This window comes from Microcoleus sp. Aus8_D2 (assembly GCF_036702665.1).
Taxonomy (GTDB): Bacteria; Cyanobacteriota; Cyanobacteriia; order Cyanobacteriales; family Microcoleaceae; genus Microcoleus.
In genome coordinates this window covers 27,025-36,991 of record NZ_JAUBUN010000063.1, presented here as the reverse complement: position 1 = coordinate 36,991, position 9,967 = coordinate 27,025, and the positions used below count along the sequence as shown (strand labels likewise).

The window sequence follows — 9,967 nt, the reverse complement described above, 5'->3', positions numbered from 1 at the left end:
ATTGTACAACTCGCGAGCTCGCGACAGCTCGCACTATCATAAAAAATGCTTTTTACAAAAATGAGATGCTCCCGTCTAACCCACCAATCGTAAGGCGGCCCGACTGAAAATATATGTTGACAAATTGTGCAATAATTGCTGTACAATTGGCAAAAATCTCAGTAGTGGCAGTGCTTCGGCCTGTTTGCAATTAATCGCCAGCCATCAGTAATTGGTGAAAAAATACCAAAAGCGCGATCGACATTTAGATGAAACCTTCAATAACAGGTGGTTTCAGCGATTTTTAGTGACCCTGTTCCTGGGCGGCCAAGTGCTGCTGCGCCTAGTCCAAGGCAAAATTGACCGCCGCAAAATCATGGAACATTTAGTAACAGTCGGCCTGGATTCTTTGCGCTCCGTGCTGCTAATAGCCTTTTTTGCGGGCATGATTTTCACGGTTCAATCGGCCAGAGAATTGCTGCGATTTGGGGCGGTTGGGGCAGTGGGAGGTGCTTTTGCTGTGGCATTTTGTCGCGAATTAGCACCTGTTTTAACGGCCGGCGTGGTGGCGGGACAAGTAGGTTCGGCTTTTGCGGCGGAGATAGGAGAAATGCAGGTGACGGAACAAATAGACGCCCTGTATATGTTGAGAACAAATCCGGTTGATTATTTGGTAGTCCCGAGGGTGATAGCTTGCTGCGTCATGCTGCCGATTTTAACAATTTTTTCGGTGGCGGTGGGGATTTTGGGCGGGCTGTTTGTGGCGGTTAATTTTTATGAGTTGGAACCGTCGGTATTTTTGGAATCGGTGCGGACTTTTTTGGGGCCTTGGGATTTAGTAACTGTGGCGATTAAGAGTGTAATTTTTGGGTTGATAATTGCGCTTGTCGGTTGCGGTTGGGGGTTGACGACGGCGGGCGGAGGGAAAGGGGTAGGTCAAGCTGCAACGGCGGCGGTGGTGACTTCTTGGGTGTTTGTTTTTGTGGCGGATTTCTTTTTATCGCTGTTGATGTTTCACGAGTTGGGGATTACAAGAAGCGGGGGGTAATTGTTGTGGGTTCGTAGTCAGGACGAAGAGTCCTTCTTCATACCTAAAGAAAGGACTCTTCGTCCTCACTACAAACGCGCAGGATTTACCCTACATAAATTAAGTTCGTAGTAAGGACGAAGAGTCCTTATTCATGGCGAAGGAATATAAGGAGGGCGATAGACTCGAATTGCTTGAATAGGAACTGTCCCGTCTGTTTCAGGAATGATTTCGAGGATATGTTTGGAGTTGCTCAAATTCTGAGCCAATGTTGTAGGATATTCGCGACTTGAATCGGCAATTTGTGGCGGAATGTATGAATCAACAAACATCGGCTTAATCTGCCACGAAATTTCAAAGCCTTTCGGAGTAGGCTTTTTCGAGTATTCATAGGCATTTTGCAGCCACCAGTTTCTCGGTTCAATGGCGACGCGGCCGGATTTTGAGACAAACATTTTGTCGTTGGTACCGCTGCCGTCGTAACCTGTTTGAGAACCTACCACGTCAAATTTAAATTTGGTAGCATCGCTGTTAATCTCAGTGATTATCGCTTTCCAATCTTCGACGATGAGCGGTTTTTGACTTGATATTTGGAGAATTGCGGGCCAAGGGACGCCCACAGTAGCGCTGGGTCTGGTGATGCTGTAAAGTTCGGGAAATTCTGAGGGTTTTTTGCCGTCGATCGCAATTTTAGCAGAAATTGCCTCGCCGTTGAAGGTTCGATCGGCGATCGCATCTATCCGATTTCCGTCAAACTCTAAAACCAACTTACCATCTTGCCACTTAACATCCTTACCAACCGTATAGGTTTTTACTAAATCCTGCTGCGGTAATCGAGCCGAATTTGGGTTGTATCGCAGGTGCGGTTTGATGAGAGCAGCTAGGAGAAAATTTCCCCAAGCGTTGAGGTGAATGCTGTCGCTCAATAGCTGTTTTGGCTGCAAGCGATTGTCTTGCAAATACCTGCGCCAAGGTTGCCGAATTTCCGCGATTTCGCAGCCGTATTTATCTGCCAACTCAGGCAGCCATTTGGTAGAATGAGTGTTGTGCCATTCATATCCTTTGACTTCATCTGGATTGTCGCTGCTGTTACCTGTCGGCAACCAGTTTATGTGGTCTGAATGCAAGAGTATTTCGCTAGCAGTGCGGCGGCGGACATTGGCAATTATCGCTTCGTAATCTTCATCACCTCCGTAGACGTGGAAAATTAGCAAATCGGGATAAAAAGGATACAAATCGTGTTCGCTGGGACGGATTAAAATCGGGGCCGCAAATCCTCCGATCGCCAGATTTTCTACAATCAAATCTGCATTGGGAAATCGCTGTTTCAAATTCTGCGTTACATCTTTCCACCAATCTTGCTGAGTGATGGATTGACCGTAAAATAAAATGCGTACTTGGTGGCGTTCTGTGGGAGTGCTGGCCGCAAGTAACCCCATCGTTCTTTGAATTCTAGCTCCAAAATTAGCATTATTTACAATAGGAGCGGGCGGGGGAAATGGCGTTTCGGCAACTATTTTTTTGAGGACCGGAACTAACAGAAAGCTGAGACACAAACAAAGCAGCCACAAGTAGCGATAAATTTGGGATTTTCTGCTCTTTCCCTGCCGTTTTGCCATTGTTTTATTTTTCCGTTATATAAAACCTACGCATAACTACCAACAGTACCTGTAGGGTGCTATAAAGCCGCGCACCTTCCGAGAGCTGTAGGTGCGCCATCAGCGCCTTACGAGTAGCTGTACGCTACACGGCAATCCGCACCTCACGAGTTGCTGCTTCCTTCTGCCTTCCGACTTCCATCGGACTTCTTCCGACTTCCATCGGACTTCTTCCTTCAACATCTGCTATATTACCAAATTGAGCGGGACAAAAAGTGATATAATCCCAGCTAAATTAATTACAGGAGATCGATCGCACTTCCAATGGATTACAAAACAGCCCGCAGTTTTCTGATCGACCAAGGAACCGCCCTGGAAACCAAGAAAAATCCCGACGCCTTCCTGATGCGCCTCAAACAAGGTCAGCCACCCGTACCCGGACAGGTGACATCGATTTTATTAGCTTTAAAAATATTGTTTGAAGGGCTGCAAGAATCTCCAATGCTCGATCGACAATTAATCTCGGCACTGCATTTACTTTCAGTCGAAAGTTTGCTGCAATTTGAAGCAGGACTTCGCAGAGGAGTTTCTTGGCCGCCGCTGCTGAAAGAAGACTTAAATCGAATTGCGATCGCAGTCAAGAATATCTTTTCTGGCGTCTGGCAATAGTTTAGCTAAGTCAACTCCCGATGTTCTACAATAAAAATTGTCAAACTCTACTACTCGCGAAAGCTTTCCAGGGATGCCAAAAGAGCCGGAAGTCCCGCCAGCGAGGCGGACACTAAAGCCTCATCTTTGTAAACTCGCGATCGGGGACTGCGGATATTTTTAGCAGCCGAGGTTTTAGAGCCTCGCAGCTCTTTATTGCCCGTTTCGACTAGCCCTAAATTTCTGGTTTCTCGGTTCAGGCAAAACATAGCAGTATCCTCAAGTTATCCGTAGAGTTGCGCCACTAATTTTCTCAGGGCTTGCTCAATATTTCTATTGTTACTCACATCGGTAAGAGAGATCAAACCATGAAATAATTATTCACGATAGGCAGGGAGCAAGTTAAACTGCATAATAACTCTTATTGAACTGCATAACAACTCTTATTAATTTGTTACATAAAGTGTTGGTAAAAGCCGATCGCCCGCGGCGACACAGATACCAGCTACATCTGTTTGAGCGTCAGGAATTCAAGTTCTCTTCTGCGGACTTGCATTCCTAACGATCGAACGAATTTGATTAATTTGTTACAGATGGTGTTTGTAACAGCCGATCGCCCGCGGCGACACAGATACCAGCTACCAAAAAGGCGATCGCCCCCACAACCGCTGTATTAACAACAGGAATTGCCAAAGGTTTTGCAAACACAACTGAGTACAAACTCATGCCCAGCGAAAAACCGCCAAAATAAATCCCCACGCCCAATCCTCCCTGCTGTGGCGCCACCAGAGACAAAGCAAAAGGAACCGCACCGTTAGCCACCAAACTGTAACTAAAAATCACAGCCAAAACAGTCGCCCCCACCATCACAATCCCCTGACTGAAAGCCACCGCCAACAGCAAAACAGCAGTTACCGCCAATCCGCCCAAAAGCGCCCGCTGATTACCCACACGGGTGGCAATTCTCCCAGCCGGCAAAGCAGCAAAAGCCAAAACAATCGCAAATCCTGCCATTAACAATTTCAGATCGGCGCCCGCGATTTGAGTTGGGAAAACATCAGGCAGAATCCGTGTCGCCATCGCCCGAGTCCCCCAAGCCACAGCCATTCCTGTCACCGCAATTAAACCCAGCGGCAAGATAGCAACTCCCTCAGAAAGTGCAGCCTTCGGTGGCAATTCCGACACCGCAGCATCAGGATTAACTGCGCGCAAAACTGCTACCGCAGCCAACAATACAAATGAGCCAAGGGCGAAAGTAAAAGCTGGGCCCCAACTCAGAATAAAATCTCCGGCAACAGGCTTTGCTGCCCCGATAAGTCCCCCCACAAGCACTAATACACTCATGGCTTGGGGCAACTGTGTTTGACTTGCATATTGCCCCAATAGCGACACGGCGGGCGATCGAAATAATGCCATTGCGATCGCCCAAACCACGATTACCGCAGGCAAAATCCAGCGCACGGGCGAGACAGAATTGCCGAAAATAAAAACAACAGGAATCGCAATAAATATGACTGACGACAGGATAGTACCCCCAACAATTAGCGGAAAACGAGTTCCCATCCAGTGGCGCTGCTTGTCAGAAAGCCAGCCAGCTAAAGGTTCGATCGCAACTGCTAAACAGTCTTCCAGAAGTGTGATTCCCCTGTCCAATCCCGCAAAGCCAAATCCCGCTAAAAGTTGAGGCAAATACAGTCGGTAAAGCATCCAACTCAGAGTAATTGCCCCCTGTAAAGCCGCCACGCCTCCGACTTGCCGCCACAGAATTAAAGACTGATATTTAGAATTCTTCATAATTTGACAATAATTTATGCTGTAAGCTGTTGTCAGTTGTAGTTTTTTCCTGTTCTTGCTTGCTTCTTTCCCAGATAGGACTTAGGCGCTCATACTCATAAATCCGGTGAAAATGCTCCTAGCGGCCACATCACTAACAGTTCTAGCTCAAATCAGGCCGACTGTCCAAAGTTTGCCTGACGGAGACTACCGCTACCGAGACTCGTTTGCGATCGATCGACCTTTTCGAGAAATCCAATTTCGCAAGCAAGACAGATACATTACCGGCAGCGACTCCGACACGCGCACGGGAAAAAGCTATTGCTTTCGGGGATTCCCGCAGCACAACAACATTATTAACATCACGGTAGCGATCGAAATTTCCTCGAAAACAGCACAGCAAACAAAGTGGAAATTAGAGCCGGGAAACCAGATTAATTTCGACAAGCTTTATCCGCTGCAAGCTGGGCATGGATTAGAATTGTACAAATGTTTGACTGCATTTTTACCAGAATTGAAAGAGTCATCAGTCAGTCGATTTTCCATTTTGAGATTTGAGATTTTTAACTGGTTCCTAGGCTCTGCCTTGGAACCTATACGTAGAGGCTCTGCCTCGCTCTTAAAAACATCACTAAACCGAGGGTAAATTAGCACCGGAAACCTGGTTCGTAGTGAGGACGAAGAGTCCTAATCTGCGGACTTGCATTCCGCACTACGAACCTATTTTATTGTTTTCGTTCGAGTGGATTTGATATATATATGGCAACCTTCTGAGCTTTTAGGACATAGATAACCTCATGAATAGAACCCGATAACCGTCTACCCTAAACGGTTAGATTCCCATAGGTAACTGTCAAGCGGTCAACTGTCGGGAGCATCTCAATGAATGCAAAAAAGCAATTTCTTTACAGTGCGAGCTTAAGATCTCGCGAGTGTTGGATAGATCGCGAGATCTTAAGCTCGCACTATAAAATCAAAACTGAGATGCTCCCTAACTGTCAAGCGGTCAACTGTCAAGCGGTCAACTGTCAAGCGGTCAACTGCTATAATTCCCTAAGAACCAGTATTTTCCAGTTCTTCCCGCAGCACTTTCTGGTAGACTTTGGGCAAACTAGAACTCATAGAATTGTTCTCAATTCCATATCCCAAACTCGTCCAAGTTCCCGACAGCATCCGCAAAACATCAGTTAATCTTTCCTGCCGCAACATTTCAGGAATATCAGCTTTCCAAAACTTGCGATCGCTCAACCAAGCATAAACCACAGCATCCTGATATTCCGGTTCAAAACTGTAATCCTGCCACAATACAAAATTACCAGGATTCGGGTGATAGCGCTTCGCTTTATCTTTCCAAGTCGAAGTCAAAAATTGATACCTACCCGCCGCTGTAGTACATTTGCCGACATTTGGGCCGTTAACAATTTTCACGCACCAGTCAGGATGGCGGCTCAAGTCTAATACATATTTGCCACCGTAAACAACGTGATAAGGCCGAGAAACATTCGACTCGCTAGCAGAAATAGTGCGCATCAAAGCTCGAATGTAAGGATCGCCGGTTTTCATCGCCAGTGGTGGCATTTTTCTTACTTCACTCGCCGACTGCGAAAACGGCTGATTTCCTCGCAAATTGGCTACCAAAAAAACAGCGCCACTAATTACAACGCCGATCGCAATTATAAATCCCAGGATTTGAATTTCCGAGATCCTCAGCAAACTTCTTTTGCGACGGCGGATTTTCTCAGTTTCAAATGCAGTCATTTCCATTTCGGCGATTTCGGCTAATTTTCGATCCGCCCGCATCCGCCGCACGCGAAAATCGTGCTGGTATAGCGGCGCGGCTAATAGCGTTAAACTCGATAAAGCCCCCGCTAATTTTACCAGCCAGAAATCGAATTCACCTGCGATCGCCACATTTGTTAGAGTAGAGATTCCTGCGAGCATTTGAGCCGGATCGATCGATCGCGCTGGCCAATAAAAAATCGCCAGTTGCACCAGCAGCGCTAGACTAAACGCAAAAAAAATCACGACTACAGCATTCAAGCCTTCTCGCAAGTGCGATCGCACTCCAGTATTCCGCCGCTTGAACTTGCGCCCCACGCGAAAGCGGTCCGGCAGCATACTGAGTAAGGGATTGAGGATTTTGACGGCTAAAAAATGAGCGACAAAGAACAAAGGTAACTGAATCAGCCAAGCCGCCAGCAGTACAGTCAGAAAGCCGATATCGTCGCTGGCGAAAGGAATGCCCCTGCGAAGGACAAAACTAAAACTCTGAGCGAGAGCAAATGCCCTTAACCACGAAATCGGATAGGGGAACCAAGCTGGCCACTTGAGAGTTTTCATCATGCGGGGAGGGAGAATTTTCAATGGCGGATTGTCAAACTCTTAAGATTTTGCCAGATTTGGCGATCGAAAAATTAGAGATAAATCTAGAGGTGTAGGGTGCGTCAGCCCAAATTTTTGACTCAACTCGAAGGGTTATTGTCTGACGCACCTACCAAGCTATCGGTTGTAGGGTGCGTCAGCCCAAATTTTTGACTCAACTCGAAGGGTTATTGTCTGACGCACCCTACGAAGAGACTACTGCAACCTGTGTATTTTCCTAAAAAAACCCGGTTTCTGGAAACCTGTGCGCCAGTAGTAGGGTGCGTCAGCCCAAATTTTTGACTCTAGTCGAAGGGTTATTGTCTGACGCACCGAACCCAAGCTTGGACGCTCAGATTGACGCACCCTACGCCTCTTACTTGTGAGTTCTAAATTATACAGCTAAGCTTGGAGGGATATCTAATGTTGAGGTTGATTGGTCAATGATTAACAAGTTATTAAGCAAAGTCACGATCGCTGCGGGGCTCTCCCTGTCGCTGTTAGCGCTGACAGCACCTAGTGTTTTCGCTCGGGTGGTGAGAGTTTCAGTGATTAACAACAGCGGCAAGACGATGACAGCCGTGTATATGTCTGCTCCCGATAAGAATGATTGGGGACAAAATGAACTAGACGCCCCCATTGCCGATCGACAAAAAGCAGATTTTGAGTGGAATCAAGGTGACTACCAAGGCTCGGATGCCGGCTGTATTTTTGATGTTAGAGCCGAATACTCCGACGGCAAATTCACAGAATTGGATGCTGTTAACCTGTGCAAAGAGCCAGCCCTTAACTTCAATTAATTGATGATTTAGGTAAAAAGTGGGTTTTTTTAAGTTGTAGGGTGCGTCAGCCCAAATTTTTGACTCTAGTCGAAGGGTTATTGTCTGACGCACCGAACCCAAGCTACTCATCCAATCAAACCACGCCAGTTGTAGGGTGCGTCAGCCCAAAGTTTTGACTCTAGTCGAAGGATTATTGTCTCACGCACCGAACCCAAGCTACTCATCCAATCAAACCACACCGGCAAACAACTCCTCAAAACTCTTTTGCGCAGCGTCCGGCTTCGCCACAATTTCCACAACCTTGTTGCGAGAAGCCGGCTGAAACAGCGCCTCCACGCAGACTTGAGCTACCTTAGTGCGGGGAATGCTGCTTTCAAACAGTGTATCCGCACTCCTCATGACGATCGCATCTGAATTATCCTCATTTTTGAGACCGCCCGGACGGACAATGGTATAAGTCAAACCGCTTTTTTGCAAATACTCCTCCGCCTGCTTCTTCCAAACCAGAATCAGCCAAAACAGATTCAGCGGGTGAAAAAACTGAGAAACGCACAGAGAAGTCACCAGCACAAAATGCTCAATTCCCTTAGCCTTAGCTGCCTCCACCAAATTTTTAGTACCCTCCAAATCCACCTTGTAAGGCGCAGTCGGGTCAAAACCAGGGGCCGCCCCCGTCGCGCACAGCAACACCGTACTATCGCCGATCGCATCGCCCAGAGAAGTCGTATTTAATACATCGCCAGTAACTAACTCTGCCTCAGGTGGTAAAATTTGCCTTGCTGTCTCTAGATTTCGGACTAGGGCGCGCACGGGTATGCCCCGCTTGACCAATTCAGTGACAATTCGGCGGCCAGTCTGACCTGTGGCTCCTGCTACAAATGCTTTCATAAGTCGAGTTATGCTGTTCTAGGGTAAGTTTTGTTACTATCTATTTCTCAATTGTAGGGAGGAAACTCCCCGACCACATCCCCAACCCGACTGATTGGCGTGTATTACAGGAGAGCATATGATGAGGCAGGATTCCGCTGAATATCAAACTGTTGAAGCTTGTGACGAAAATTGCTACCCAGATGCGAGTTTCAGACAGCCCGAAAGTGCAGGTGCGGATGCAACAGAGGAAGTTGAGCCGATTTGGTTTCACACCCATTTTGAAGACAGCATGGAGATGTACGCCGATGCTGCTACGGTGGCGCAGCATTTGAACAATCACAAGACTTGGTTTTGTCAGTGCGCTTCGCCAATGAAGGCTGAGCCGATCGGCGAAAACGGCTACGATCTATTAATCGGGCGTTTTGGGGCCTTGGGCTACCGAGTTGAGGCGAGAATTGGTTTAGAGTTGCTCCCACCTGACGCTGAAGGCTGCTATTTGATTAAAACTATTCCGGTGCCGAATTATACCTCGCCCGGATATGAAGTGGATTTTCGATCGGCAATGAAGCTAGTAGAGATACCATCTGACGAGTTTGCAGCCGATTGGCCTGCGTCGCAACGCGCCCAGCTACCGCCTGCGATTACCAGCGCTACGTGGAAGCTAGATTTAGCTGTAGGGGTTTGCTTTCCCAAGTTTATTCGATCGATGTCTCAACCTCTCATTGAAAAAACAGGCGATGCGCTTTTGGAAAAAATCATCAAACAAGTCAACCGCCGCTTAACTTATAAAACTCAGCTTGTTTTTCACGAAAGTTTAGGAATTCCCTTTCCCAAAAAGCCTAAGAAACACTAACAAGAAGACCCGGCGGTTGAAACCAGGTTTATACAAACACTCACGCGACGGGAGCGGGTTGAAGTAATCGAGCGGG

The 9,967-nt window shown here is 47.2% G+C and carries 10 protein-coding genes; 5 read left to right on the top strand and 5 right to left on the bottom strand.

What is annotated here, in order from left to right; all coding sequences use genetic code 11:
* Window positions 1-211 precede the first annotated feature (211 nt).
* The gene (locus tag QUB64_RS30360) at window positions 212-1,027 is read left to right on the top strand and encodes an MlaE family lipid ABC transporter permease subunit (protein WP_333277675.1); all 816 of its coding nucleotides are present in this window, start codon (window positions 212-214) and stop codon (window positions 1,025-1,027) included.
* 131 nt (window positions 1,028-1,158) lie between these two features.
* Here QUB64_RS30360 and QUB64_RS30355 read toward each other — a convergent pair whose 3' ends face one another.
* Window positions 1,159-2,625: an SGNH/GDSL hydrolase family protein gene (locus QUB64_RS30355; protein ID WP_333277672.1), complete on the bottom strand. Its 1,467-nt coding sequence runs from the start codon at window positions 2,623-2,625 to the stop codon at window positions 1,159-1,161.
* A gap of 303 nt (window positions 2,626-2,928) precedes the next feature.
* Between QUB64_RS30355 and QUB64_RS30350 the strand changes: the two genes are divergently transcribed.
* Complete coding sequence (locus QUB64_RS30350; protein WP_333277670.1) at window positions 2,929-3,273, top strand: Dethiobiotin synthetase; 345 nt, start codon at window positions 2,929-2,931, stop codon at window positions 3,271-3,273.
* Between the two features lie 50 nt (window positions 3,274-3,323).
* Here QUB64_RS30350 and QUB64_RS30345 read toward each other — a convergent pair whose 3' ends face one another.
* Window positions 3,324-3,521: a hypothetical protein gene (locus QUB64_RS30345; RefSeq protein WP_333277668.1), complete on the bottom strand. Its 198-nt coding sequence runs from the start codon at window positions 3,519-3,521 to the stop codon at window positions 3,324-3,326.
* Between the two features lie 310 nt (window positions 3,522-3,831).
* Window positions 3,832-5,046, bottom strand: a complete 1,215-nt coding sequence (locus QUB64_RS30340; RefSeq protein WP_333277666.1) for a hypothetical protein — start codon at window positions 5,044-5,046, stop codon at window positions 3,832-3,834.
* A 112-nt stretch (window positions 5,047-5,158) separates the two neighbouring features.
* On the opposite strand from QUB64_RS30340, the gene QUB64_RS30335 reads away from it, so the two are divergent.
* The gene (locus QUB64_RS30335) at window positions 5,159-5,671 is read left to right on the top strand and encodes a hypothetical protein (protein WP_333277664.1); all 513 of its coding nucleotides are present in this window, start codon (window positions 5,159-5,161) and stop codon (window positions 5,669-5,671) included.
* A 407-nt stretch (window positions 5,672-6,078) separates the two neighbouring features.
* Here the strand turns inward: QUB64_RS30335 and QUB64_RS30330 are convergent, their stop codons facing one another.
* Window positions 6,079-6,783: a glycoside hydrolase family 24 protein gene (locus QUB64_RS30330; protein WP_333277679.1), complete on the bottom strand. Its 705-nt coding sequence runs from the start codon at window positions 6,781-6,783 to the stop codon at window positions 6,079-6,081.
* 1,046 nt (window positions 6,784-7,829) lie between these two features.
* Here QUB64_RS30330 and QUB64_RS30325 point away from each other — a divergent pair.
* The gene (locus tag QUB64_RS30325; protein ID WP_333277662.1) at window positions 7,830-8,186 is read left to right on the top strand and encodes a hypothetical protein; all 357 of its coding nucleotides are present in this window, start codon (window positions 7,830-7,832) and stop codon (window positions 8,184-8,186) included.
* 210 nt (window positions 8,187-8,396) lie between these two features.
* On the opposite strand, the gene QUB64_RS30320 is transcribed toward QUB64_RS30325, so the two are convergent.
* A complete protein-coding gene (locus QUB64_RS30320; protein WP_333277660.1) occupies window positions 8,397-9,056 on the bottom strand; it encodes an NAD(P)H-binding protein in 660 nt (219 codons plus the stop codon).
* A 121-nt stretch (window positions 9,057-9,177) separates the two neighbouring features.
* On the opposite strand from QUB64_RS30320, the gene QUB64_RS30315 reads away from it, so the two are divergent.
* A complete protein-coding gene (locus QUB64_RS30315; RefSeq protein WP_442921733.1) occupies window positions 9,178-9,891 on the top strand; it encodes a DUF1997 domain-containing protein in 714 nt (237 codons plus the stop codon).
* Window positions 9,892-9,967: the final 76 nt, after the last annotated feature.